Origin of the sequence: Streptomyces sp. ISL-36 (assembly GCF_018614205.1) — a bacterium.
Classification (GTDB): Bacteria; Actinomycetota; Actinomycetes; order Streptomycetales; family Streptomycetaceae; genus Streptomyces.
The window spans coordinates 16,507-40,702 of the sequence record NZ_JAGGOS010000047.1; the positions used below are offsets into that span (position 1 = coordinate 16,507).

The following is a 24,196-nucleotide window of genomic DNA, read 5'->3' on the forward strand; positions in this document are numbered from 1 at the left end:
CGGTCCGGCGCCGGTGGCGTGGCGTCACACGCCCGTCAGCCCTGCCGGTCAACCCTGCCGGTCGGCGTTGCCGGTCAGCGCTGACGGTCGGGGTGCCGGCTCGAAGGGTCGGCCGGTGAGGGCAGTCGGGGGTGTCAGTCAGGTGCTCCACAATGGAGGGCGTACCTGAGGAGGGCACATGGCCGTATGGGACGACCTGGTCGGACAGGAGCGCGTTCAGGAGCAGCTCGCCGCCGCCGCGCGTGATGCCGACGCGCTCGTGACCGCCCACGCCGCCGGCGGCCCCGCCCCCGAGGCGTCCAAGATGACCCACGCCTGGCTCTTTACCGGCCCTCCGGGCTCCGGCCGGGCGACCGCCGCGCGTGCCTTCGCCGCCGCGCTGCAGTGCGTGAGCCCCGACCGGGCGCTGGGCGGAGCGCCGGGATGCGGGTTCTGCGACGGTTGTCACACCGCCCTCGTCGGGACGCACGCCGATGTGGATGTCATCCGCACGGACCTGCTCTCCATCGGTGTGAAGGAGACCCGCGAGCTCGTCCGGCGCGCCCAGCTCTCTCCCGCGGTCGGCCGCTGGCAGGTGATCGTCCTAGAGGACGCCGACCGGCTCACCGAGGGCGCGGGCAACGTCCTGCTGAAGGCGGTGGAAGAGCCCGCTCCGCGAACGGTCTGGCTGCTCTGCGCGCCCTCCCTGGAGGACGTGCTGCCCACCATCCGCTCCCGCTGCCGCCTCCTGACCCTGCGGACGCCCCCCGTGGACGCGGTCGCCGACCTGCTCGTACGCCGGGACGGCATCGAGCCCCAGGTCGCCGCGGCGGCCGCCCGCGCCACCCAGGGCCACATCGACCGGGCCCGTCGGCTGGCCACCGACGAGCGGGCCCGTGCCCGCCGGTCCGTCGTGCTCAAGCTGCCGCTGCGGGTCGGCGACGTCGGCGGCTGCCTCAAGGCGGCCCAGGAGCTGATCGACGCGGCCGGCGAGGACGCCAAGCAGGTCGCCGACGAGATCGACGTCAAGGAGACCGACGAGCTGAAGGCCGCACTCGGCGGGGGCCAGGGCGGGCGGATGCCGCGCGGCACGGCAGGGGCCATGAAGGAGCTGGAGGAGCGGCAGAAGCGACGTAAGACACGTACCCAGCGCGACAGTCTCGACCTCGCGCTGACCGACCTGACCGGCTTCTACCGCGATGTACTGACCCTCCAGCTGCGGGCGCGGACGCCGCTGGCCAACGAGGACGTGCGGGACTCGGTGGAGCGGATCGCCCGGGAAACCACCCCCGAGCGGACCCTGCGCCGGATCGAGGCGGTGCTCGCCTGCCGCGAGGCACTGGACCGCAACGTCGCCCCGCTGCTGGCGGTGGAGGCGATGACGATGTCCCTCCGCGACTGAGGCCGCGCCCGGCAGGTCTCCTGGCCGTCCACAGGGACGGGGCCGGATTGGACACCTTATGTACCCCTCCGGATACCCTCCCGGAATGGACTCCAGGCGCTTGCTCCGTACGTCCGCCACGGCCCTCGCCGCTGCCGGTCTGATCCTCTCCGGCTGCACGAGCGGCAGCGACGCCGCAGGGACCCCGGCGTCGTCCACGAAGGCGAAACCGGCGACGGCCCCGACGCCCGACCCCGCCCTGCGCGGCTACTACGCGCAGAAGCTCACCTGGCGCGACTGCGGTGTCCCCACGTTCCAGTGCGCCACCCTCCGCGTGCCGCTCGACTACGCGAAGCCGGACGCCGGGGAGATCCGGCTGGCCGTCTCCCGGGCCAAGGCCACGGGTCCGGGCAAGCGCATCGGCTCGCTCCTGGTCAACCCCGGCGGTCCCGGCGGCTCCGCCGTCGGCTACCTCCAGGGGTACGCGGGCATCGGCTACCCGGCCCCCATCCGCGCCCGGTACGACGTGGTGGCCGTCGACCCGCGCGGAGTGGCCCGCAGCGAGCCCGTCGAGTGCCTGACAGGCCCGCAGATGGACGCGTACACCCAGGTCGACCAGACCCCGGACGACCAGCGGGAGACGGCGCTGCTCAGGGCCTCCTTCCAGCAGTTCGCGGCCGGCTGCGAGAAGCGCTCCGGGAAGATCCTTCCGCACGTCTCGACGGTGGAGACGGCCCGTGACATGGACGTCCTGCGGGCGGTGCTCGGCGACGAGAAGCTAAACTACGTGGGGGCGTCGTACGGGACCTTCCTCGGCGCCACGTACGCCGAGCTGTTCCCCGGCCGTGTCGGGCGGCTGGTCCTGGACGGGGCGATGGACCCGTCGCTGCCGGCGGTCGACCTCAACCGCGACCAGACCGCCGGCTTCGAGACGGCCTTCCGGGCCTTCGCGGCGGACTGTGTGAAGAAGACCGACTGCCCGCTCGGTACGGAGTCGGTCGCCGCGGCCACCGAGAACCTGAAGACCTTCTTCCGGGACGTCGACGCCAAGCCGGTGCCGACCGGCGAGAGCCGCGACCTGGGGGAGTCCCTGGCCACGACCGGGGTGATCGCCGCCATGTACGACGAGGGGGCCTGGCCCCAGCTGCGTGAGGCGCTGACGCGGGCGATCGGAGGCGAGGGCTCGGGCCTGCTCGCCCTGGCCGACAGCTACTACGAACGCGAGCCGGACGGCACGTACGCGAACCTGATGTCCGCCAACGCCGCCGTGAACTGCCTGGACTCCCCGGCCTCCTTCGCGAGCCCCGCCGATGCGGAGAAGGCGGTGCCCTCCTTCGAGAAGGCGTCCCCGGTCTTCGGCGCCGGCCTGGCCTGGGCCGCCTTGAACTGCACCTACTGGCCGACCCCCGCGACCGGCCGCCCCCACCGCATCACCGCCGAGGGCGCCGCCCCGATCGTCGTGGTCGGCACCACCCGCGACCCGGCCACCCCGTACAAGTGGGCCCAGTCCCTGGCCGACCAGCTGGCCTCCGGCACGCTGCTGACCTACGAGGGCGACGGCCACACGGCGTACGGCAGGGGCAGCGACTGCATCGACACCGCGATCAACACCTACCTCCTGGAGGGCACCGCCCCCAAGGACGGCAAGCGCTGCACGTGAGGGGTGGCGCGGGCCCTCGGGAGGGTGGTCAGGAGCACCCTCGGAAACTGTGTAGACTTGGCGACGCCGCTGCGCCCACCATGGGACCGCATGGCATGCCGCCTTAGCTCAGTTGGCCAGAGCAACGCACTCGTAATGCGTAGGTCTCGGGTTCGAATCCCGAAGGCGGCTCCGGCAAAGGCCAGGTCACATAGCCCGTGACCTGGCCTTTTGTGTTGCTCGGGGTATGACGCGTTACGCGGCCGGGGTGCCGCGAGATGGCTTGCGTGAGCGATGCGTGAGCGGAGCGGTCCGGTGCCCTACTTCTTGGGCTTCTTCCGCTTGGCCTTCTTCTTGGCCCTAGCCTCGGCTTTCGCCTTGGCCGCCGCCTTCTTGGCGGCCTTACGGGCGGCCTCCTCCGCCTCGGTCTTCCGCTGAAGCGGGACCAGCCTGGCGGTGGCCTCGGCCGCGTTCTTGCCGACCTGCGGCAGAACGCTCTGGTAAATGTCCCGCGTAATGCGGGTGTCGCTGTGCCCGAGTGTGTCCGACACGATCTTCACGTCGATGCCGGCGGCGAGCATGAGCGTGGCCGCCCCGTGCCGGAGGTCGTGCAGCCGGATCGGCGGGAGTCCGGAGGCGGCGACGAGGCGCTCGAAGAGGTCGGTCACCTTGCCCGGATGGAGCCAGGAGCCGTCTTCCTGGGTGAAGACCATGCCGGTCTCGACCCAGGCTGATCCCCACTCCTCGCGGTCCGCGTCCTGCTGTTCGCGGTGCCGCTTCAGGACGTTGACGGTGTCGTCGTCGAGCGCGACCACGCGGAAGCCGCTGTCCGTCTTGGGCTCGGAGGTCTCGACCTCCCACCCGTCCTGGACGAGCTGGGCGGAGACGGTCAGGGAGTGGTCATCGAGGTTGGTCTCCGACCAGGGCTGCGCGCATGCCTCGCCCCGCCGCAGGCCGCGGAAGGCGATCAGGTGCCACATCGCGTACAGCCGGTCCTCCGCAAGGAAGTCGAGGAACGCTCCGGTCTGTTCGGGCGTCCAGACCATGACGGGGGAGGGCTTCTCGCCCGTCTGCTCCCACCTGGCGACCCGCGCGTCGGTCCACACCAGGGCCTTCGGCTTGCGCACAGGATCGAGCTCGACATGCGCCGCCGGGTTGAAGGTGAGGATCTGCTGGCCGATCGCGTCGTTCAACGCAGACCGGAGCGTGGCCTTGATGCGCAGCCGGGTGGCCGGGCCGGTCACACGCCGGAACGGCGGCATGGCATCGATCGCTGTCTTCATCACCTTGCGGCGGGCGCGGTTGTCCAGGCCCTTCCACGGCACGGTGGCCAGCTCCTCGACCGCGGCACGGCGCTGGGCGTTCTGCTCCAGGATCTCGGCATTGCCGTCGGAGATGGCCGTGAACATCTCGCTGAGATGGCTCACGCGCAGCCGATCGAGGCGGTGGTGGCCGATCCGAGGCTTCAAATGGAACCGGATATCGGTCTCGTAGCGGCTGAGTCCCGACTTGCGGATGCGCTTGCCGTCGAGCCACCGGTCGAGCCACTCGCCGACGGTCAGGCGGCCGATCAGGTCCTGACCGGACTTCAGGCGCCGCCGGGTCTCCTCGACATCCGGCAGCGGCGACTTCTCGTCGCCGACCTCTTCCAGCATGGCGGCGATCAGCGCCATGCCCTCGGGGTCGTCGGTGTCGGCGAGGCCGAGCAGCGCGCGTATGTGGTCGAGGTCGGCCTGGGCCGCCTTGAGGCTCTCGTAGCCGGCGCGGCTGAAGGAGCGGCGGGTGCCGTCTTCGCGGGGCGGGAGTTCCTGGCGTATGGAGTACGAGCCGTGCTTGCGGCTGGAGAGCTTCGGGCACTGCTTACCGAGCGGCTTCCCAGTGTGTGGGTCGCGGCAGTAGCAGCGGCGGTGGGTGGAACCCTTCAAAGATCATTCTCCTCATCGGTGTTGCCGACGGGTGGGTCGACGTCGGCGAGTTCTGGTGGCAGGTGCGGTGGTGTGCCGCCGTCTTCGTGGATGAAGGCGCGGGCGCTGCGGAGCCGGTACTTGGCTTCCAACACCCTTTCGGCGTAGTCGGCTTGGGCGAGTGCGGCTTCCTCGCGTTCGGCCTGGTTGGGTGCCGTCTCGGCCTTCCAGCGCTCGTGTTTCTCTGCGCCGCCGGGCCGAGGGCGAGAGCGTGAAGCCCTTCCGCTCCCGCCGCGACACCCCGGCCCCTCACGACCTGCGCGACCGCATCGCCGCATGGGCCCGGCCGCAGCTCGACGAGGCCGCCGACCTGGAACCGGCGATGCCGGTGGAGGACCGCGCCGCCGACACCTGGGAACCCCTGGTGATCGTCGCCGACCTCGCCGCCGGCCCCTGGCCACGCCTCGCCCGCGCGGCGTGCGCGCAGATGGTGACGGCCGAAGCGGAGGCCGAGGAGGACCACCCCAGCTCAGCGCGGATCCTGGCCGACATCCGCCGGGTCTTCGTAGCCCAGCGCGAGGTCGACAGCCTCTCCACCGACGAACTCCTGCACCACCTGCGCCAGGACCTGGAAGGCCCGTGGGCGGAGTGGGGGCGCAAGGGACTGGGCCCGCGTGAGCTCGGCTCGCTGCTGCGCGCCTTCGACATCAGGCCCGGCAACGTCCGCCTCGCCGACGGCACCCAGCGCAAGGGCTACACGCGCAACAAGTTCCTCGACGCATGGCGGCGCTACTGCCCGACCGTCCACCCGGTCGACACCGGCCCCGGGCGCAGCGAGGGCTGAGACCCACCCAGTCCCCGGTTGCCGTCCTTGCCGTCCCTGCCGTAATCCCGCAGGTCAAACGATATGCAGGCAAGACGGCAACCGGGGCCAGGACGGCAACACGATCACGACCGACGTTGCCGCCCGCCGGGACGCCGCCCACATCCGTCTTGTGCCGTCCCGGACGTCCCCGCCGTATCACCGCAGGTCACAGCACATGCGGCCGGGACGGCAAGACGGATGCGATCCGTCCGCGGCCACCGAAGCGCAGCACTCGCCGCGCGTGCGTGCCCCCAGGACGCGCCGCCGTCGGCCAAGACGGAACACCGCCCCCCCTGCCGTACCGGCCCTGACCTGCGCTTGCAACGGCCGGGACGGCAAAGACGGACCACGCCACACCACCCCAGGAGAACCCCGCTTGACCACCCTCTCCACACCCACCCACCGGGACCGTCGCCCTGGCGAAGGACGGCCGATGACGAGCAAGCAGGCTGCTGAGCGGTACGCGCTCGTCGCGGCGGGCGTTGTCATCGTGGCGCTCACCGCCGGCGGATTCTGGCTGTCGTACGCGCACCTCGCAGAGGTCGCCGGACAGCACGGCCTCAAGAACTCCCCGGTCCGCCAGTGGGCCTGGCCCGCGACCCTGGACGCCTTCATCGTCGCGGGCGAACTCCTCATGCTCCGCGCGGGTCTGCGCCGCGTTGCCGACGGCTGGGCCATCGCCCTCACCGCCACCGGATCGATCGGTTCCATCGCCCTCAACGTGGCCGGGGTCAGCGGCACAGGCAACGCCAGCGCCGTGCCTTTCCTCGACTACGTGGTCGCCGCGGTTCCCCCGACAGCCGCGCTTCTGGCCTTCGGCGTCCTGATGCGGCAGATCCACCAGCTCGTCGCCGACCCACCCGACGCCACCGAACGCCACAACGGTCTCCCGCAGCCAGCCGGTCTCGACGTGGCGGACGGTCAGGCCGACGTGGCTCGGGGTGCTGCCGAGGTGGCGCAGGGCCCCGCCACTATGACGGAAACCCCGCAGTCTTCCGCCGAGCCGGAAGACCAGAAGCCCCGCGCTGTGTCCGACGAGTACCTCGCGATTGCCCGTACCGCGCCACTGGGACGCGGAGACCGTGCCTCGCGCCGCCACATCGAAGCGACGATCCGCGGCAAGGGCCTCCCGATCGGCAGGGCCGACGCGGAAAAGCTCAAGGACGTCCTGCAAGCCGAACTCGATGAGGCCGCCTCTCAGCGGCAGGACGACCTCGACATGACCCCCGCCGGCGCTCCCTGAGCCCCCGCGCTCCCATCGCTCCGGTGCAACTCGCATCGCTCGTCCCCGCGCAGGTCCGCGGGGACGAGCGACCGCACCGCAACGAGTCAACCCGACACCGCCGCTCCACCCGTCCTCGCCCTGACAGGTATGGGACGAGGTCGACCGGTCACTGACCAGCCATCAACACCCCATGGAGAACCACCTCATGCACAACCAGCACCACGAACCCCCATCGCACCAGAAGGAGATGACCACTACCCCAGCCACCAGTGCGCCAGCAAGGTATCCCGCTGGACCGTCCAAGGACGGCCGCAATGGGGAAGCCTCCGCCCCGGGGGTGGCGGAGGACCTCGGGCGCCAGGGGGCACCCGAGGAGGAACAGATCGCCGACACCGTCGCCGCCCAGCTGCCGCGCGCCGCCGAAGCCGCCGCACTGCACCGTGTCGCCCGACGCCGCAAGCCTGACCCGAACGGCCAGCGCAAGGAGCGTGTCGATGCCCGCTACAGCGTCGACGAGAAGACCGAGATCCTCGCCATGGCGCGGTCGCTGAACATCGCCGGCGCCCACTATGTCGGCGCTGTCGTCATGGCCCACGTTCAGGGCGACCTCGCCCTGCCAGGCCAGCGCACCCTGCTCGACGATTACATCGACGAGCTGACCGCCCTGCGGGGCGAGGTTGCCAAGATCGGCCACAACATCAACCAGATCGCCAAGAAGCTCAACTCCGGCGGCCGTCCACAACCTGGGGATACCGCGCTCCTGACCCAGGCCGAACGCACCCTAACCGCGGTCGGCGCCACCGTCCGCCACATCGCGGCAGCCGCGAACCAGGCCGTCACCAAGAAGGCCGCCCGATGATCGCGAAGATCCGCAGCGGCAAGGAAACCGCCGGACTGATCCGGTACCTGTTCGACACGAAGAAGGCCAAGGATCACACCGACCCCCATCTGGTCGCCTCCTGGGACGGCTTCGCCCCCGACCCCGGCCACGCCGACGACTTCGACGCCACCAGGAAGCTCCTCGTGGCCGACCTGGACCTGCACGTCAAGCAGGCCCGGAGGCTCGGCCGCGCGCCCGAGCAGCACGTGTGGCACTGCTCGATCCGAGCCGCCGAGAGTGACCGCATCCTCAGCGACGAGGAGTGGGCCGACATCGCCCGCCGCGTTGTGACGGCCACCGGCATAGCACCGCAAGGCGATTCGGACGGATGCCGCTGGGTCGCCGTCCGCCACGCCCCCGACCACATCCACATCGCCGCCACCAAGGTCCGGGCGGATCTACGCACCGCACGCCACTGGAACGACTACCACACCGCCGACCGCGAACTCGCCGCCATCGAGAAGGAATACGGCCTGCTCCAAGTCGTACGCGGTGACCGCACCGCCGCGAAGCGGACCACCCGTGCCGAGCAGGAGAAGGCCCGCCGCGCCGGCCAGGAGAAGCCTGCCCGCGAACGTCTGCGCGCCACCGTGCGCACCGCTGTGGCCGCCGCCACCAGCGTGGAGGAGTTCGTCCACCTGCTCAACCACCTCGACGGCGTGCTCGTGGAGGTCGTCCACTTCCCCTCGGGTGACGTGCGCGGCTACAAGGTCGCCAGAGAAGACACCACCACCGCCGACAATGAGCCCGTCTGGTTCTCCGGCTCCGAACTCGCCCCGGACCTCTCCTTCCCAAAGATCCAAAAGCGCCTGGAGAGCATTGACCCACAATCCGCTGACAAGCCAGGCCGGCGCAGGCTCAACCCCTGGCACCAGGCCACCGCCGCCGCCGAACGCATCCCCCACCACCTCGACCAGACGGACGACGAAGCCTCCCAGGCCCACCTCGCCGCCTTCGGTGAAGCCCTCGACGCCCTCCCCCTCCTCGCCCCCCAGCCCCTACGCCCCCAACTCCGAGAGGCAGCGACCGAGTTCGAGCGCGCCACCCGCTCTCGCATCCGGGCCGAACACCACCACGCCCGCGCCCTACGCGGCGCCGTACGCGCCATGCTCCGCGAGCCCGCCCCCAAGGACGGCGCCGCCCTGGCGATGTTCCTAGACGCGGCGATCCTCGTGGTCGTTGCCGCTGCCCGCTGGCACCAGCTCCGCCACCACGACCAGCAGGTCGCCGCCGCCCACCAGACCCTGCTCCACCTCCAGGCCGCCTACGACCAAGCCGCAGCCGCACCCCTGGCCTCCCTCGCGCAGCGCCAGCCACCCCAGCAGGCCGTGGAACGGCAGATCCGCCGCCTACGCCAAGTCGTGCCCGAGCACGCGGAGCAGATCATCGAAGACCCCGCTTTCGCGGCTCTCACCACCGCCCTCTCCGAGGCAGAAGCAGCCGGACACGACCCGGAACAGCTCCTCCAGCAGGTCACCGACCAGCGCGCCCTGAACGACGCGCGCCGCCCCGCCCGGGTCCTGGCCTGGCGCATCCAACGCCTCAGCGAAAGGCCGGCACCCAGCGCACAGGCCCGCGCAGCACAAGCCCACAGCCCAGCCTGGGCCGACAGCGCGGCACGGCGCCCCGACGCTCCAGAGCACACGGCAGCAGCCGCCCCGGCCCCGCAGCCGTCACAGGCACGACGGCGCTGATCTCGATCTCAGATGCGTGCGGTGACGCGCTGGGAGACGCCAGAACAAGGCACCGCAGCACGAAGCCGGGCTCCCCCAACTGGGAGGCCCGGCTTCACCGCGTGGGAGGCCCTGGAACTGCTGGAGCGTCCAGGAGTCGGTCGAATGTGCCCTCCGACAGCACCCGGCGCAGCACCGGTGCACTGGAACTGAGGGAATCGGCGAACACGGCGACAAAGTCATGCGCGCCGGCGCCGCACGACGCCGACAGGGAGGTCACAAGGCTGCCTGCGCCTTGTCGAGCGCCTTCTCCAGGTTGGCGTCCACAAGTCCCGGCGCGCCCGAGACGAGCACAAGGACGTTGCCGATTCGGATCGCCGTCTGCTTGACGACGCTGCGCTGCCCACCGATCGAATAGGTGAGCAGCTGGCTCCACTGCTCGTTGCCCAGGTCGGGGGCGGGCGTCACCTGCGTGCCCACCGTGACGACGGTGTTGCCCGACACCACCTGGTACGTGGGGCAGGAGACCATCGCATCGAAGATCTCCCCAATGCCCTTGGACAGCTTCGCCGCGCTGTCGCTGTACAGCTCCTCGGCCAGCTCGGAGTTGCTGCCGCCGGCGTAGGCGAAGGACGCCTTCGCCTTGCGGGGGAAGGCGAGGCTTGTGCCGGTCGCGGTGTCGCCGCCGAGTTTCTCCATGGCCGGGCAGCCCACCACAGCCACGTCGTCGTGCGCCGCGGGGCGCTGTGGCGTGCGGGTGTAGCCCCCGCCGAGGTCGCTCTCGTCCAAGAGGAGCTTGGCCAGCGCGGTCGAGGACAGTGAGGCGAGCGCCGGGGCACTCTCGCCGTCCGGGTGCACCGGGACGGTCGGGGAGGACATCGGACCGGAAGCGGCGGCGCTGCCGTCGGAACAGCCCGCCAGGGCCAAGATAGCGAGGGCGCTGAGGCTGAGGACGGTCGTGGCGTGAAGGCGCATCGGAAACCCCTTTTTGGCCTGTTGTGGCCTGCGTAGCGGACGGTCTGACCAGGCCGGCCCTCCGGGCGCCGGCGGTGCGAAGGGGAGTGGGGGTTTCGGGAGGTCAATGGCCGAGGTGGCGCAGGCCCTCTTCGAGAGTGGAGTGGAACTGGTCGACGGGACCGGAGTGGCGGTTGAACCAGACCGCATCCAGGCCGGGCTCCTTCGTCTCGTGGCTCGCCCGGCAGCGCAGCCATATCGAGTCGTCCCGCGTGCAGAAGACGATCCAGTCCCGGTACGCGCCGCACTCGGGGCACGTACGGACCTCGCCGTCGACGACGAGCGGCTGCAGCCAGCGCATCATCACCCCGGCCACCTCCTGGCGCGACGGCACCCGCAGTTCCGGCGGCAGGAAGTCGGGCACAACCTCTTCCCCTGGGGCGGGGGCTTGTGGGGTCGGCTCGGGGAAGTCGGGCCACGGCATCGTGGCCTGCAGCTGCAGGAGCAGCGCGTGACCCGCACGCTGGGCTTCACGGAACTCGCGGTCCTCGCGAGCGCGTCGGAACAAGAACAAGGCACTCTCCTTCTCTGTCATCTGGCGGGCGCGGTGGCGCGCCTCGTCTGAGCTGTTGCCACTCGGGAGATCGGCAACGAGCCGCTTACGACAGCGGCTCCTCTGGGCAGGCACCGTCAGCTGCAGCGGAGGACGGTGAGCCGCCCTTCGGCGCTCGCAGGGACGGTTCGGCGGGGCACCGGGACCGGTGACGCGAGCGAGGAGGCGAATGCCGCCACCAGCTCGTGGGGGACGCTGGCGCTGAAGCTGGCACACCACAGATAGGGGGCGCTGACGACGGGTTCCGCCCATGCCTGCCAGCCCACCAGGTCGGGGCGCGGGTCGGCGTCTTGGATGAGTGGCGGCAGCATCTCCAAGGAGACGCTGCAGGAGAATCCGGGGTCCGTGGCGGTGGTGCGGGGGCGGTCCACGTCGCGGATCCAGCCTCGGGCACTCAGTGCGTTGAGAACCGTCCCCGGCGCCTCGAAGCCGACGTCGGGCGCCTCGCGGGTGTCGATCGCCACGAGGAGATCGGCGAGCGCTTCGTACGGGACGCCGGCCGTGAAATACGCGTTCCACGCAGGCACCACGGAGGTGGCATCCTGGCGGGCGCTCAGCTGCCAGGCAACCGGGAGGCCGCCCAGTTCGAACGGGTAGGCCGCGAGGGTCCATTCGGCACCGCGCAGCTCATCTGGGCTGACGTACAGCAGGGTGTGGCGGGAGGTAGGCCACATGCGCCAGCCGAGGCCAGCCAGGGTGTCGCCGATCCGTTCGGCGAGGGCCCCGTCGTCACCCGCCAGATGGCGCGGGGTGACCCAGTACACCGGGTCTGGCGAGTTGGGATGGGAGGGTTCGCTGGGGTGGTGCGGGTGCAGGGGCGCCTCCGTGGGATCAGAGGGAAGGTCTTCCTCAGGGCGTTGTACGTTGGCATGGTTTGCAGCAGCACACCAGCCCTTGCGGGATCTTTCCTGTCTGCCCCCGGCGAACTTGCTCTCCCTGGGCCATTCGATCGATGCGACTGACAGTGAACCCAGCAGTTTCGTCCTTTGTGACAGCGAACCTATTCGTGAGGCGTGAGCACGCTGGGACCACGCCCCGTGCGTCTGCCGTACGGGGGAACACACACCGAGCGCCGCCCTCAAACGCGTGGCCTTGGGGCAGCCATTCGCAACAATCGCCGCTATGACGTCGATGACGCAGACCTTCCGCCAGGGCCTGCAGACTGCGCTGGCCAGCCGGAAGACGGTGAGCATCCGCAGCACCCTGATCGAGATGCTGGAACGGGATCCCTCCAAGGCAGAGATCTCGGCAGCCAACAAGGCGGCCCGAAGGATCGCCGAGGACGGGGACGCGGTCCTCATCTCCCTGCTTCCCGACCAAGCCGGCACCGACGCGTACGTGCCTGCGGCCCGTGGCGCCAGGGGGCGTGCGTCGAACTACCTGACCCTGGACGAGAAGATCATCAAGGACTTGCCCTGCCGCGTCGAGCTCGCCACGGAGAAGTGGGACGCGCTCATCGACGAAGGCACGCGGTCCACTCAACAGAAGATCGAAAGCGACCCAGGTCTGTCGGCGTTCCTGCCCGACTGGAAAGCCGAACCGCGTGCCGAGAAGCGGGCCCGCCTCATAGCGGAGGCGGCAGAAACCAGCTGACCCGCTGTTCAGCGTGCCTTTTCCGATACCGGCCTGCATCGCCGCATCGGTTCAATGGCGTCCGCCTGGATGCGGGCACCGGGCCGTCCACGACCCGGGGAAGGTCCTCCTGGACGGTCGCCCTCGCGGTAGCGCTGGGCGGGACTGCCTTGCCGATGTGGGCATGCTACGGGCGGAGCCGGCCGTGTTCGGGCCGGTGGCCTCCGCCCCGACGGTCTCCCGCCTGATCGGCCAGCTGGCCGCCCGCCAGATAGCTAATCCCACGATGCCAGAGCATCGTTTACCGAAGGAGCGTTCTTCGCCAGGGTCGTCCGCCAGTCAAGGTGACCGCGGTGCTGAAGGTGACCGACGATAACGATGCGCGCCACGCCAAGCTCAACGGCCATCTGATTGACCCAACGCGCACCGATACGATCTGGGACGTCAGGAATGCCGTGCGGGAAAACCCACTCCGCCGCCTCCGCGTCTGCGTCCTTCTCCCATTTCGTTTCATTGCCTTGAGTCTCATCGAGCCCCTCGACGATGAGGTGTTCAGCGTCGACGTGGTCAAGCAAGATATGCGCAATCTCATGCAAAAGAGTAAATAGGATCTTGTCGAGTCTTTTGCCACGACCAGACAAGCCAATAACTGGATATCCGTCGACCAGCATCGAGCACCCGTCAATCTTGGCGCCCGGAAGCGATTCGACATATACCAGACGCACACCAACTGCACTAAAAAGGTCAGGTAGGTCCTCGAAGTCAGCGGCCGACTTGAGTGTGCGCGAAAGAGTGCCTGCAAGCTCCCTCAGACGTTTCGCGCAGTATCTCTCCTGAGGCGGAAGCTTACGTGCTTCCCTTCTAATACACGCGACCCATGCTCGCTGCAGCGAGCTGATATCTTCGCTACGGTTGGCTCGTCTAGCAGCCGCTGCGAATCCGGGCTCGTCATCAAGGGAATCCAGCTCGAAAAGTTCCTTCACCTCGGCCTCGAGGGCATCCAAGGTGGCGCCGGTGAGAAAGCCGCGCCTCTTCAATAGCTGGATTGGCCCCTTGTCGTTTAGGCGGGCACGCCGACGCACCTCGTCCAACTTTACCTGGGCGTTCTCATTCTTGAACTGCTCGGCGAGTAGGTACTGGTCCTGAAGGTTGAGCCAGTACTCAGCTGTATGACCAAGGGCCGCGCCGATCTGCGCCGCCGACTCCCTGGTGATCTCCTTTTTGCCGGTGACGATCTCGGAGACGAACTGAGTCGGGCGATCCAGAACCGCAGCGAAATCAGCCTGAGACCAGTCCCTGGCCTCGAGCTCCCTCCCGAGGAGTTCGCCAACCGGCACCTGGGCGATCGGCAGCGGGTCGTGTGGAGGGGTGCTCATCGCGAGGCTTCCATCTCTGGAGTCAATAGCTCGAAGATCACGGCACTGTGGCTCTCTGTGCTCTTGAACGTCAAGTTGATAACGCGGCCTGAACTCAACTTCGCCCGCGCCTTGTTCAGGTCATGGGTGTCACCGGGGTGGATGCGCAACATGCGCGAGTTCCGCAGGTCGGCGTCGAGCCGAGCTGCACGCGCGCACTGAACGAGGACGCGAAAGTCCGAGACCTCCCGGGCGCTCCAGCCTTGCGGCCGGAATCCGGGGTCCGTAGCGAGGCGATACAACTCCTCATCCATGTACTCCCGGTCCACGTGCCTGTTCTCCATCACCCATCGGCTGATGACGCTTCTACCTACTTCGCGCGGATTCTACAGGCATCACCGAATTTCTGGGCCGCCAACCTCGCATCTACCCCATCACCCATGGGGTGATGATGTTGATGCTACACTCGCATCCGAGCCCGTCGATCAGCGGAGGGCGCCATGGAAGGGGACTGTCATGACTGCACCCAGTAACGAGCAGGAGCATGACAAGAGGGATAAAGGGTTCGAAGTGATCATCAACGGCACAATGGTCACCCTCGACCACGACACCGTGACCTATGACGAACTTGGGCAGCTCGCGTACCCCGGCCACGACCCGCAGGCGATGTTCACCGTCACCTACAAGAACGCCATTGCACCCCATGGCGGGGACGGCATCCTGGTCGCCGGCGAGTCCGTGAAGGTCAAGAAGAAGGGCACGTACTTCCATGTCCGGCTCACGACTCGTTCGTAGTAGCGCCGACCTGGCCCGTCTGGTGCAAGACGGGTACTCCGTCCGCGTCGTCAACGGGTTCCTCGTAATCGACGACATTCCGTTCGTGGACGATGCCGCCCAGGTTCAGTGGGGATCCTTCATCTGCCCGCTGGATCTGAGCGGCGACACCGCGACGGCTCCGAGTAGCCACGTTATGTGTTTCGTTGGCGGCGTACCCCGCAACAAGAATGGCGAGCCCATCGACGGGCTCGTAAACGATGGCGTTCAGAAGTGGTCTGCCAGCCCGGAGCTCACCGCGAGCTGCGGCTTCTCCCAGAAACCCGCGGGCGGCTATCCAGATTATTACGAAAAGGTCACCCAGTACGCCGCGATGGTCATCGGGCCAGCCCAGGCCATCGACCCCGAGGCGACCCCGCTGACCTTCAAGCCTGTCGAGACCGACGAAGACGATGGTGTGTTCCGCTACCTCGACACATTCTCCAGCAGGGCTGGCATCACCGAGGTCAACGCGCGCCTCGCGCTGAAGAAGGTTGTGATCGTCGGTCTCGGGGGTACTGGCGCATACCTGCTCGACCTGCTCGCCAAGACCCCGATACACGCGCTTCATCTCTACGACGGCGACGTCCTCCGCACGCATAACGCCTTCCGGGCCCCCGGTGCCGCGAGCCTTGCGGACCTACAGGAGGGCCTGAAGAAGGTCGAGTACTTCACACGGATGTATTCGCAGATGCGTCGTCACATCGAGGCTCACCCGGTGAACGTCACCTCTGAAAACGTCGGCGAACTCCTCGACGCCGATTTTGTGTTCCTTGCGATGGACACGGGCCCGGACAAAAAGGCCATCATCGAGGCGCTGACCGTCAACGGTATCCCATTCATCGATACTGGTGTTGGGGTCAGCAAGGATGCCGAATGCATCGACGGGCAAATTCGCATCACGACGTCTCTTCCGGGTCGCGTGGAGCATATTGAGCGAGATGGGCTCATCTCGTACTTCGCCGGGGAGGGCGCCGAGTACGACACCAACTTGCAGGTAGCCGAGCTGAACTCCTCCACTGCGAACTTGGCAATCTTCCGGTATAAGAAGTACCTCGGTTTTTATGCTGACACTGAGAACGAGCTGCACACCGTGTATGCGGTCGGCTCGAATGATCTCTACAACCGCTACGGCACCTCTACCAACCAAGACGAGGGCATCGGACTGGGCGCCGAGCCGGTCCCGGCCAGCGCTGATGCTGGGGACGGGTCGGAGGCCGCCGCGTGAGAGCTCGATCCTTGATGCCGGTGTTCATCGAGCACATCCCGGCCGAACCCGAGCCGGGTAAGCTGTACATCTCGATGCAGTTCGAAACCGCAGTCCATCTGTGCGCGTGCGGATGTGGTGCGAAGGTCGTCACACCATTCGGACCGCACGACTGGACCCTGACCTTCGATGGCACCGTGTCCCTGCGACCGTCCGTTGGAAACGGACAACAGCGGTGTAGGTCGCACTACTACGTCCGCAGCGACCGTATCGACTGGTTGCCGCGAATCTCAGCGGCAGCCACTCGAGTCGCTAGCTCCCGCGACCGCGCCGCGCACATCGAGGCCATCCCTCAACCTCTGGCGGGACAAGCGTCTTGGTGGCGCCGGATTTGGAACCGAATGCGACGCTCCTTTGGCACCAGCCGTAGCAAACGGGATGAATAAATCGTCCCAGCGAGCTGGGATAACGTCTGAAGAATCGATGCCAAGCACGTCGTTGCAACGACCAGGAGCTTTCAGCACCAGACGGTCTTGCATAACAGCACACCGTCTCTCCGGGTGTGCCCTGGCCGCCCACACCTCCGAAAGCAACACTCCTCCACGGCATCGCCCGCCATCAGCGCCTCTCCAGGATCGCGCGGCTGGCGGGTCGCATCGAGTGCAAACAGAACGGCGCCGACTCACGATGGTGAGTCGGCGCCGCGCCTGATCTCAGACGTCGATGCGGGCGACCTTACGGCCGACCTTCAGGTACAGCTCGGCACCTTCGAGTGCCCCAACCTCGCTCACGACCTCACCGAGCGTCTGCTGCACGGACGCCTCGGTGAGCGGCGTAGGTGCCTGCTCTCCGTCCGCCTCAAGGATCAGACGAAGACCCTTCTGCTGAGCCACACGGCGCACGGCGGAGATGCTGGGAGCGAAGTCCAGCGTGCGGCTGATCAGCGCCCCGAGTGTGTCCTGGCCGTGGTCCTTCAGGGAGATGACGGGGAGGTTCTGGGTGCCCGCGAAAGAGCGCTTGGAGAAGCGCGCCGTGAACTCCGCGCGAGCGGCGGCAGCAGCGTCCAGGCCGTGGAGGGCGGCCACCACCTCGCCGGCGAGGATGCGCTTGATCGCCATCGGGTGCGCGGTCCCTTCCTCCAGGCGCTTGGTGACCACGCGGATCTCGTCGTCCGTCCACTCGGTGAGCAGCTGGAGGTACGGCTCGGTCAGGTGGTCGGGGATGGACATCAGCCGGCCGTAGACGTCATCAGGCGACGCCGTCAGGCCCACGTAGTTGCCCTTGCTCTTGCTCATCTTGGTGCCCGTGCCGTCGGTGCCCTCGATGAGCGGGGTGGTGATGACGACCTCGGGGTCCTGCTCCGAGATCTCCATGACCTTGCGGCACATCTGGAGGTTCAACAGCTGGTCTACACCGCCGAGTTCGACGTCGGCGTCGATGGCCACGGAGTCCCATGCCATGACGACGGAGTAGACGAACTCGGCGACGGACAGCCCATGGCCATCGGCCAGCCGGGTGCGGAAGTCCTCGCGCTGGAGCGACATGGAGACCGGCACCCGGGCAAGAACCCCGACGAGCTCCGGCAGAGTGACCTTGTTCAGCCACTCGCCGTTGAAGCGCAGGTCGGCACGCTCGAAGTCGATGAACGGCGTGACCTGTTGCTGGTAGCCGCTCAGGTTGCGGGCGATGTCCTCGTCGGTGAGGGGCGGTCGATCCGAGGACCGTCCCGACGGGTCACCGATCTTGGCCGTCACGTCACCGATGATGAAGACGACGTGGTGGCCCATCCGCTGGAACCGGCTGGCGATGATGATCGGTACCGCGTGGCCCAGGTGGACGTCGGGCGAGGTCGGGTCGATGCCGTACTTGACGACGAACGGGCGTCCGGCGGCCTGCGCGGCTTCGATCTTCTCGGCGAGCACCGCGGCCGAGGGGATCAGGTGGTTCGCACGCCCCTCGACCAGTGCGGCCTGCTCCTCGGGGGAGAGGTCGGAGAGGTCCAGGGAGCGCCGTGCCGTTGTCTCGCTGAGCAGCTGCGCGGCCGTATAGTCCGCGCCCAGGTCCGCCCCATCGAGGATGTGCATGACACGGGTGACAGACTCACTCAAACGGCTCATGGCGCTTATACGCTCCTGGGTCGGACAACTGGCCGGACCAGTAGGGATTGGAAGCGGCGATTTTATCATCGCCACCCCCGTCGAATCACCGAAATGATCACGGTTCAGCCCGCTCTCCCTGGGTCGTCGAGAGCTGTACCAGCGGCCGGCCCACGATCGCACTGGAGAGGGAGCGGAGCCACGGGGCTATTGGGTCTCGGGCTCGGAGCGTGGCGATGAGCATCCCCGGAAGGAAGATCATGGCGGGGAGGTGCTTCTTTCGCTGCAGCGCGGATTCCACTCTGTGCCCGGAAGCGAGTACGCGGAAATGCTGGGAGATCCCCCTGAGCTGGCGAGTGGTCGCCCAGGTGGGAGGGTTCCCATCCATCATGCGGAGCCGATCCGAGAGTCCCAGACACACCTCGGCCCGATAATCCTGCGACAGGCCGGGCGTACTTCGGTCGGTCATGCTGTGCGAGTGGACCCGATAGAAGGTCAACGGGTCCTGGAGGACGGCACCGCGGCCAGCCTCGCGCAGCGCGTGGAAGAAGATCTCGTTGGTCACCGGCAGGAGGCTGAGGGCAGCCTCGCGATGGACCACCAACGTGCTCGTGTTTCCGCCCGGGTGTGGGCCTTTCAGCTTGGGGTTTCCGTTGGAGTCGACGACGTTCTCCCAGTGCTCGATGAACAGCGTTTCACCCGTCATCGCCTCGGCGCATGTACGGAGCTTCGATGGGTGGAACCAGTCATCGGCGTCGAGCGGAGCCACCCAGTCGCCTGTGCTGAGGAGAAAGGCGTCGGTCAAGGTTTGGCCGAAACCTTGCTGGCTCCTCCGGATGACCTTGACGTTCTTTTCGTGGCGACGGCATACCTCCTCAGTTTTGTCGTTGGATCCGTCGTCGATGACGATGATTTCGTGAAGGACGAAGTTTCCAGGCTCCTGTTCCAGACAGCTTGTTATGGCCTGGTCGAGATATCGGCCGTAGTTGTGGCACAGGATCACGCACGAAATACGCGGAATGGCGCTCACCGGTCACCCCCGTACACGCGGGCGTAGTCGTCCAGGATCGTCCTGTGTTCCTGGGTCCTGTAGTCGAGGAACTCGCGGTCGAGGCGGCGGGGCCTGGAGCCGAGCCGTGCTGCCGCGTTCTCCAGCGCGGTCAGGAACTTCTCTCCGAAGAGGTTGGGATGCCCCTGCGACCAATCGAACCATTCGGGTTCCTCGACGAATCCCTTGTGCCGCTCGTACTGCTCGGGCAAGTGCCCTGTGAGGGAGCAGACCGGAAGCAGGTTCAGGTCGAAGGCCAGTTCCAGCTGCCCGGAGTGACTCCCCCAGAGGTACGGCAGCAGCAGGGAGTCCGAAGCCAGCCCGGCTCTGACCACTTCGTCGTCCGTGGGATACGGGCGCATGGTGAGGCGGATACGCGGATCGTGCCGGGCCGTCTCCAGGAGCAGCGGGGCGCGGCCGGCGTCAGCGAAGTCCGCAGGGCTGAGCGCGCGCAGGAGGACGTGGAGCGTGCTGTGGGGATCCGTGATCCCCAGGCTCCAGTTGGCCATGGTGGACAACTGGTCCCGGCTGGCCCGGGAGGCACCGAACATGAGGTACCTGGTCCCCGGGCCCCTCGCCTCGCGCTCCAGGTCAGCCAGCGACTCCGGGGCAGCGACGTATCCGTGGGGGATGACCGTTGCAGGGACCCGCTCGCCGAGGACCTCCGTCAGCTTCGTGACGGATCCCTCAGTGAGACAGACCCAGCTGACCTCTGCAGATCGGAGCAGCCGCAGCCGCTCGACGAAGCCTTCGGCGTTGCCGACCATGGGCCGGGTGTCATGGGCGGTGAAGACCACGTTGACCCCGTAGCCCAGGCACGCGTCCAGCAGGCGCTCCAGGGTGGCGATGTCCTCGAAGTCGATGTGGTGCAGGTGCAGGACGTCGAGCCACGTGAGAGGGCCGTGTTCGAGGAGCCATGCGGCGCTGACCGCCTCTGGCACAGTCTCGCCCGTGGGAATCTCCGTCCCGTTCAGGATGTGGAAGTCAGGGCTCTGGAGCTTCCACGCGTACGGGGTACGAGCCGGCAGGTGAACGACACGCAGGCCCCTGGACCGGGGAACCGCCGTCACTGCTCTCCCACCTCCGTCCCTCCCACGCCGACGAGGAGCAGCTGGGTGGACAGACCGTTGGAGGCGTCGTCGCTTCGGGTGAGGCCCGCGTAGTGGATCTCGAATCCGGATTCCCGCAGCAGCGCCTGGAACTCGTCGCTTGCCCACTCCCGCACATGGCTGGGGTTGCGCGGCGGTCCAGGGGTGTCGTAGCCGCTGCGGCACTCACGGGCCGGTGTCGACAGGACGGCAGCAGCGCTGCCCTCCCGCAGCAGGGCCAGGATGAGGGACAGGGCCGGGGCCGGGTCCACCAGGTGCTCGATCACGTCGGAGCAGATCACCACCGACCGGCGAACGAGGTCCGGGTCGAGCGGCAGCCGCTCTGCCGATTCGAGGTCCGCCTCCACCCACTGTCCGAAGGGGTGGTTGTCGTGGCACCAGCGCAGGTTGTCCCCGAAGTCCACGCCGACGAAGGTCCAGTCGGGGTGCGCGACGGCGAGCGAGGCCAACTTGCCCGCCTGCCCGCAGCCGATGTCGATCACGACGTCACGGCCGAGCTCCTTGGCCCGCTCGGCGGCGTAGGGGTACACGTCGGGCTGCCAGGTGACGGTGTCGTCCGTCTCGTCAAGGAAGTACTCGACCTCGCTCCGGCTGCGGTAGCCGCGGCGAATGAAGAAGGTCTCGGGGCCGCCTATCGGCTGCGAGGACTCGGAGAGGGCCGGGAGCTGCGGGGCATCGGGGCCGGTCAGGGGCTGTGATGTGGTCGTGGTGTCCGCGTGCACAGTCAGACTCCTTGCTTGCTCGGGTGTGTGGTGCGGCAGAGGGCACACGGCCTGCTACAGCCGCGAGTTCGGCGCTCCCCCGGAGGGGGCCTGCTACTTCGGCCAGCAGGAGAACAGCGTGATCAGGCGTTCGACGAGCTCCTCGCGGATCACACGCCACTCCCGGTCTCCGGCGCGCCGCGCGGCGGAGGCGCGGTCGTACTCCGCCTGGCCGACCTCGGGCAGACACGCGTACATCTGGAGCAGGGCCGACCCGTCGTCGGAGGGTGCCGAGTCGGTGTCCGCCGCCAGCAGGGCCCTGATGTCCTCGGCGGGCATGGAGCCGTCGATTCCGGAGCCGGGGATGCTCTTACTCATCTTCGGCAGGCCCCCGAGGCCCGGGATCATCTTGGTGTAGATGCCGGCCAGCCGGTCTGCGGGCAGACCCCAGCGTTCCGCCCCGCGCCGGGCGAGGGCGACGTACTTGTGCTCGTCGACGCCCAGGGACACCAGCAGGTGCCGTCCTTCGCGCAGCAGGTGCACGAAGTCAGCGGCCATCAGCAACGTGGCCTGCTTCATGCCGTAGTTGAGGTGGTCGAAGACGCCGTGGTTGCGGTAGAGGCCGGCGAGGTCCTCCTCCGCCCAGTGGAAGTCGTCGTCGTCCAGATGGCGCGAGAGCAGGAACGCTGTGGCCATGACGTCGGTCTCGCCCTCCTGCCGGCGCAGTACACCGCGCCCTGGGTCGAAGCCGAGCCCAAGCGCGAACTCCTCGTACTGGTCGGCCAGGCGGCGCACCGCGTCCAGCGGCGTGCGACGCGCGTTGTAGGAGTCGAGGTCGCCGAGCACGATCTGCACGTCGAGCCCGCACTGCTGGAGCTTGACTGCGCGCAGCAGCTGGAACAGAGTGCCGGCGTGCGGCGGCCCGCCGAGCCCGACGCCAGTGGTGACGATCGTCGGCCGACCCGCCGAGACGGCGTCCGCGAACTCCCGCGCACCGGTGTGGCACACCCACTTCGTGTGCAGGTCGCCAGGGCTCATCCCCGCGAGGGCGAAGTCGATGGTGCCGAGGCCAAGGTGCTCGTACTGGTGCTGGTCGATGACGCTCTCGTAGTAAGCGGTGTCGAACTTCATGCCATCCCCTCCAACTGAGGCTGCTCTCGTATGGCGAAGGCTCGGCGGACCAGTGGCTCGAAGCCGTCGGCCAGCAGGTCCCCGATCACGGCGTTGCGGGGCGCGGCCACGCTGCCGAGGTCCGCAGTGACCGTTCCGTCGGCGAGGACCCAGACGCGGAACGGGTACGGGTCCTCGGGCGCCCGTGTGGGTTGGGCGAAGATCTCCACCGGGGCGACGGCACCGCGCACCCCGTCCACGGCTCGGACGAAGTCATCCCGCTCGAAGCCGTAGAGCTCCGCCTTGCCCGCGCTGGCACGGCCGATGGGCCTGTACTGGGAGATCAGCCAGTACTCGACCTCCGTGCGGTCAGCGATGCCGGCGACGAACTCCGCGAGCCGCGGCAGCTCCCGCGCGGACGCGGCCGTGGTGAACGTGTTGAAGGCGAGTCGGCGCCGGTCGGCGACGAGGAACTCGACGTTGGACCGGAACCGTTCGAAGTAGCCCTGCCCGCGGAACCAGTCGGCCGAGTCCGCCTCCGGACCATCGATGGCCAGGGAGTAGAGGGTCACGTGGTCGCGCACCCCCGCATAACGGTCGCTCAGGAGCAGCCCGTTGGTGTGGAGATTGGTTTCGAAGCCGGCTTCCCGTGCGTGCCGGAGGGCGACCTCCAGGTGGTTGTCGTAGGGCATCACGGGGTCGCCGCCGGTGAACACGACCCGGTGGGCTTCGGACTCGGCGCGGACCTGGTCGATGACCCTCCGTACGGTGTCCGCGTCCGTCTTGACCCGGTTGCGCTCCCGGTAGCAGAACCGGCATACACCCGGTGAATTGCTGGTCGGTGCCAGGTCCCAGGCGTTGCAGTCGGTGTTGAGGACCAGGTGAACGATCGCGAGTTCGTCGTGCGTCAGCATGGGGCCTTCTCCTTGTTGCCAGGGCTGACCAGGAGGGCTGTCGGGGAGACGGGCCGCAGGAGCGAGCGGAGCTTGTCCGGGGCACCGCCGGTGAGGCGTACGAACTGCTGTAACGTGTCCAGACCCGCGCCGGCGTCGATGATCGTGAGTGCCGTGTCGATGCCGGATCGGACGGTGGGCACCGTCTCCGACATCACCATGAGCAAAGCCGCGTTGAGGGCGACCGCGTTCCGCGCCTGACTGGTGTCATGGCCTGCCAGTACGCGTATTGCCGCGGCGACGTTCTCCCGAGGGTCCTCGTGCTGGGTGACGGACATCAGGTCCTGCGGCATCGAGGACGCGCCCTTGCGTACTTCGTCGTTGAAGGTCAGGTCCTCGTCGCCGGCGTTGATGCGGCAGGCTCGCACGGTGCTTCCGGGGATCAGTTCGTCGACCTGGACCGCTTTGCCGAGGCTGGAGTTGATGACCGTCACGTCGGGCAGGCCGAGTCTGGAGAGCAGCCGGGCGGAAGCGCCGACCGCGGGGTGCGAGAGGCCGTACACGTAGGCGGGGCAGGTGACCGGGCTGAGGAGGGCGGGGAACGCCAGGCTGAGGGCGTGCACGGCCTGGAACCTGCCGCCGTAGCGACGGTCGAACTCAGGCACGCGGTTCTCGATGGAGAAGAACCCGAAGCCGGTCTCCGCCGTGATGTCGACCATCTCCTGGTGCGGCACCGTGTCGCTCGTCGCCCCCACGAGGTCGATGAAGTCGCGGGACCCGGTCTTCGACGACGCACTTCGCGATCCGAGCTTCGCGACGTGTGCTCCCCCTGTGGCCGCCACCAGCGCGGCGGCGGTACTGAGGTTGATCGTCTTGAAGGTCTTCTTCCCGCTGCCCGTGTAGCCGACGAACCGCATGCCCCCCGGCGGCTGGTGGAAGTCCCAGTTGCTTCGGTCCAGGGATGTCGCGGCCTGGACAGCGGCCTCGACCTCCTCCAACCGTGGCCCCCGCAGGAGCAGTCCCGTCAGGACGCTTCCCAGCATCACGTCGCGCGTGTGGCCCTCCGGTAAGGCGAGGATGCGCGTGATCCCGTCGTGGACGTCCTGGGGTGAAATGTCGGCAGGTGAGTTGATCTTGTGGGCCAGCAATGGCGTTGTGACCGCCATGGTGCGGGCTCCT

At 68.1% G+C, this 24,196-nt stretch carries 23 protein-coding genes, 1 tRNA gene and 2 pseudogenes; 12 read left to right on the forward strand and 14 right to left on the reverse strand.

Features of this window, described 5'->3' with window-relative positions:
- Positions 1-178: 178 nt before the first annotated feature.
- The 3 genes from J7E93_RS12830 to J7E93_RS12840 all read left to right on the forward strand — a co-directional run bounded on the left by J7E93_RS12830 (position 179) and on the right by J7E93_RS12840 (position 3,191).
- Positions 179-1,381 carry a DNA polymerase III subunit delta' gene (locus J7E93_RS12830; RefSeq protein WP_215068657.1) on the forward strand — a complete coding sequence of 401 codons (1,203 nt, stop codon included), beginning with the start codon at positions 179-181 and terminating at the stop codon, positions 1,379-1,381.
- 85 nt (positions 1,382-1,466) lie between these two features.
- Positions 1,467-3,020, forward strand: a complete 1,554-nt coding sequence (locus J7E93_RS12835) for an alpha/beta hydrolase (protein WP_215068659.1) — start codon at positions 1,467-1,469, stop codon at positions 3,018-3,020.
- Between the two features lie 97 nt (positions 3,021-3,117).
- A tRNA-Thr gene (locus tag J7E93_RS12840) sits at positions 3,118-3,191 on the forward strand.
- Positions 3,192-3,319: 128 nt separating this feature from the next.
- Here the strand turns inward: J7E93_RS12840 and J7E93_RS12845 are convergent.
- Together J7E93_RS12845 and J7E93_RS37015 are read right to left on the reverse strand one after the other, a co-directional pair.
- Complete coding sequence (locus tag J7E93_RS12845; protein ID WP_215068660.1) at positions 3,320-4,924, reverse strand: site-specific integrase; 1,605 nt, start codon at positions 4,922-4,924, stop codon at positions 3,320-3,322.
- Entirely contained in the window at positions 4,921-5,058 is a 138-nt protein-coding gene (locus tag J7E93_RS37015; protein ID WP_251066464.1) for a hypothetical protein, read from the reverse strand. Before J7E93_RS37015 ends, J7E93_RS12845 begins: the two co-directional genes overlap by 4 nt.
- 89 nt (positions 5,059-5,147) lie before the next feature.
- On the opposite strand from J7E93_RS37015, the pseudogene J7E93_RS12855 reads away from it, so the two are divergent.
- The 4 genes and pseudogenes from J7E93_RS12855 to J7E93_RS12870 all read left to right on the forward strand — a co-directional run.
- A pseudogene (locus tag J7E93_RS12855) lies at positions 5,148-5,747 on the forward strand (DUF3631 domain-containing protein); the annotation flags it as partial.
- A gap of 397 nt (positions 5,748-6,144) precedes the next feature.
- On the forward strand, positions 6,145-7,011 hold the full coding sequence (locus tag J7E93_RS12860; RefSeq protein WP_215068662.1) for a DUF2637 domain-containing protein: 867 nt from the start codon (positions 6,145-6,147) through the stop codon (positions 7,009-7,011).
- Between the two features lie 187 nt (positions 7,012-7,198).
- On the forward strand, positions 7,199-7,852 hold the full coding sequence (gene mobC / locus J7E93_RS12865) for a plasmid mobilization relaxosome protein MobC (protein ID WP_215068769.1): 654 nt from the start codon (positions 7,199-7,201) through the stop codon (positions 7,850-7,852).
- Positions 7,849-9,567: a relaxase/mobilization nuclease domain-containing protein gene (locus tag J7E93_RS12870; RefSeq protein ID WP_215068664.1), complete on the forward strand. Its 1,719-nt coding sequence runs from the start codon at positions 7,849-7,851 to the stop codon at positions 9,565-9,567. Before mobC ends, J7E93_RS12870 begins: the two co-directional genes overlap by 4 nt.
- Positions 9,568-9,822: 255 nt before the next feature.
- On the opposite strand, the gene J7E93_RS12875 is transcribed toward J7E93_RS12870, so the two are convergent.
- The 3 genes from J7E93_RS12875 to J7E93_RS12885 form a co-directional block, all read right to left on the reverse strand.
- Positions 9,823-10,521: a hypothetical protein gene (locus J7E93_RS12875; RefSeq protein WP_215068666.1), complete on the reverse strand. Its 699-nt coding sequence runs from the start codon at positions 10,519-10,521 to the stop codon at positions 9,823-9,825.
- Between the two features lie 103 nt (positions 10,522-10,624).
- Positions 10,625-11,068, reverse strand: coding sequence for a hypothetical protein (locus J7E93_RS12880; RefSeq protein WP_251066466.1), 444 nt, complete (start codon positions 11,066-11,068; stop codon positions 10,625-10,627).
- 122 nt (positions 11,069-11,190) lie between these two features.
- Positions 11,191-11,877, reverse strand: coding sequence for a DUF317 domain-containing protein (locus J7E93_RS12885; protein ID WP_215068668.1), 687 nt, complete (start codon positions 11,875-11,877; stop codon positions 11,191-11,193).
- Positions 11,878-12,235: 358 nt separating this feature from the next.
- Here J7E93_RS12885 and J7E93_RS12890 point away from each other — a divergent pair, with 358 nt between their 5' ends.
- Both J7E93_RS12890 and J7E93_RS12895 read left to right on the forward strand, forming a co-directional pair.
- Positions 12,236-12,706: a hypothetical protein gene (locus J7E93_RS12890; protein WP_215068669.1), complete on the forward strand. Its 471-nt coding sequence runs from the start codon at positions 12,236-12,238 to the stop codon at positions 12,704-12,706.
- A gap of 40 nt (positions 12,707-12,746) precedes the next feature.
- Positions 12,747-12,950 (forward strand): annotated as a pseudogene (locus tag J7E93_RS12895) (IS1380 family transposase); the annotation flags it as partial.
- A 10-nt stretch (positions 12,951-12,960) separates the two neighbouring features.
- Here J7E93_RS12895 and J7E93_RS12900 read toward each other — a convergent pair.
- Together J7E93_RS12900 and J7E93_RS12905 are read right to left on the reverse strand one after the other, a co-directional pair.
- Positions 12,961-14,061: a hypothetical protein gene (locus J7E93_RS12900; protein WP_215068671.1), complete on the reverse strand. Its 1,101-nt coding sequence runs from the start codon at positions 14,059-14,061 to the stop codon at positions 12,961-12,963.
- Complete coding sequence (locus J7E93_RS12905) at positions 14,058-14,369, reverse strand: hypothetical protein (protein ID WP_031037699.1); 312 nt, start codon at positions 14,367-14,369, stop codon at positions 14,058-14,060. Before J7E93_RS12905 ends, J7E93_RS12900 begins: the two co-directional genes overlap by 4 nt.
- A gap of 187 nt (positions 14,370-14,556) precedes the next feature.
- On the opposite strand from J7E93_RS12905, the gene J7E93_RS12910 reads away from it, so the two are divergent.
- The 3 genes from J7E93_RS12910 to J7E93_RS38340 all read left to right on the forward strand — a co-directional run bounded on the left by J7E93_RS12910 (position 14,557) and on the right by J7E93_RS38340 (position 16,506).
- Positions 14,557-14,835, forward strand: a complete 279-nt coding sequence (locus tag J7E93_RS12910; RefSeq protein WP_215068673.1) for a multiubiquitin domain-containing protein — start codon at positions 14,557-14,559, stop codon at positions 14,833-14,835.
- A complete protein-coding gene (locus J7E93_RS12915; RefSeq protein ID WP_215068675.1) occupies positions 14,810-16,081 on the forward strand; it encodes a ThiF family adenylyltransferase in 1,272 nt (423 codons plus the stop codon). Before J7E93_RS12910 ends, J7E93_RS12915 begins: the two co-directional genes overlap by 26 nt.
- A gap of 74 nt (positions 16,082-16,155) precedes the next feature.
- Entirely contained in the window at positions 16,156-16,506 is a 351-nt protein-coding gene (locus J7E93_RS38340; RefSeq protein WP_354006237.1) for a DUF6527 family protein, read from the forward strand.
- Positions 16,507-16,773: 267 nt separating this feature from the next.
- Here J7E93_RS38340 and tyrS read toward each other — a convergent pair whose 3' ends face one another.
- The 7 genes from tyrS to J7E93_RS12950 all read right to left on the reverse strand — a co-directional run bounded on the left by tyrS (position 16,774) and on the right by J7E93_RS12950 (position 24,183).
- Entirely contained in the window at positions 16,774-18,177 is a 1,404-nt protein-coding gene (gene tyrS / locus J7E93_RS12920; RefSeq protein ID WP_215068676.1) for a tyrosine--tRNA ligase, read from the reverse strand.
- A 97-nt stretch (positions 18,178-18,274) separates the two neighbouring features.
- Positions 18,275-19,186 carry a glycosyltransferase family 2 protein gene (locus tag J7E93_RS12925; protein WP_215068678.1) on the reverse strand — a complete coding sequence of 304 codons (912 nt, stop codon included), beginning with the start codon at positions 19,184-19,186 and terminating at the stop codon, positions 18,275-18,277.
- Positions 19,183-20,145, reverse strand: coding sequence for a hypothetical protein (locus J7E93_RS12930; protein WP_308368458.1), 963 nt, complete (start codon positions 20,143-20,145; stop codon positions 19,183-19,185). The genes J7E93_RS12925 and J7E93_RS12930 overlap by 4 nt, the downstream gene beginning before the upstream one ends.
- A 125-nt stretch (positions 20,146-20,270) precedes the next feature.
- Complete coding sequence (locus J7E93_RS12935; RefSeq protein ID WP_308368460.1) at positions 20,271-21,035, reverse strand: methyltransferase domain-containing protein; 765 nt, start codon at positions 21,033-21,035, stop codon at positions 20,271-20,273.
- Between the two features lie 93 nt (positions 21,036-21,128).
- A complete protein-coding gene (locus J7E93_RS12940) occupies positions 21,129-22,145 on the reverse strand; it encodes a hypothetical protein (RefSeq protein ID WP_215068680.1) in 1,017 nt (338 codons plus the stop codon).
- A complete protein-coding gene (locus tag J7E93_RS12945) occupies positions 22,142-23,038 on the reverse strand; it encodes a radical SAM protein (RefSeq protein WP_215068681.1) in 897 nt (298 codons plus the stop codon). Before J7E93_RS12945 ends, J7E93_RS12940 begins: the two co-directional genes overlap by 4 nt.
- The gene (locus tag J7E93_RS12950) at positions 23,032-24,183 is read right to left on the reverse strand and encodes a hypothetical protein (protein WP_215068683.1); all 1,152 of its coding nucleotides are present in this window, start codon (positions 24,181-24,183) and stop codon (positions 23,032-23,034) included. Before J7E93_RS12950 ends, J7E93_RS12945 begins: the two co-directional genes overlap by 7 nt.
- Positions 24,184-24,196: the final 13 nt, after the last annotated feature.